The organism is Corynebacterium meridianum (assembly GCF_016342265.1).
GTDB classification, from domain to species: domain Bacteria; phylum Actinomycetota; class Actinomycetes; order Mycobacteriales; family Mycobacteriaceae; genus Corynebacterium; species Corynebacterium meridianum.
The window spans coordinates 1-632 of sequence record NZ_JAEIOS010000006.1 but is presented as its reverse complement, the minus strand read 5'-3'; the positions used below and the strand labels follow the sequence as shown (position 1 = coordinate 632).

Genomic DNA, 632 nt, shown 5'->3' with positions numbered 1-632 from the left:
GCAGATGCTGATCGAGGCAGCCCCCGAGCGCTTCTTCGACGACGCCCACTATCGCGGCTATCCGGCGGTGCTGGTGCGGCTGGCCGAAATCGACGCCGACGAGTTGGCGGGCCTGCTGCGCACGGCCTGGACGCTCGTGGCGCCGAAGGCGTTGGTGAAACGGCATTCCTGATCCTTCTCCCCTTGCGGGAGAAGGTGTCGGCGATAGCCGACGGATGAGGGGTCTCTCAAATCTGAACCGCCTCGTCGGCTGACACGTTTGGCGGTGGCCTCGTCCTTCCACCCCTCACCCGACCCGCTTCGCGGGCCACCCTCTCCCGCAAGGGGAGAGGGACCCAGAGCGTTGAAACGTTTTCCGCACCCTCAGCTGCACGAACGTCCGCGGGTCGATGTCGCGGACCTCGACATAGTAGATCGTGCGCGGGCTGCGGCTGGCGTAGACCGTGCGGGTGATGACGAAGTCGTCCCACAGGTTCAGCTGGGCGCGGATGGCCAGGGTCGTGGTCGGCTTGTACTCGACGAAGGCCTCGTAATAGTTCGTGCCGCGCCACTTGCTGGTCTGGTCGGGGCCGTAGGTGCCCTGACCCAGCAGCGGCAGCCAGTTGATCCCCCACTGGGTCTTCCAGCTGACG

At 66.0% G+C, this 632-nt stretch carries 1 protein-coding gene; it reads right to left on the bottom strand.

Going from position 1 to position 632, the window contains the following annotated elements; translation table 11 throughout:
• Positions 1 to 286 precede the first annotated feature (286 nt).
• Positions 287 to 632 (bottom strand): hypothetical protein (locus JDV75_RS00065; RefSeq protein WP_198737236.1); only part of this gene is annotated, 346 nt, incomplete at its 5' end.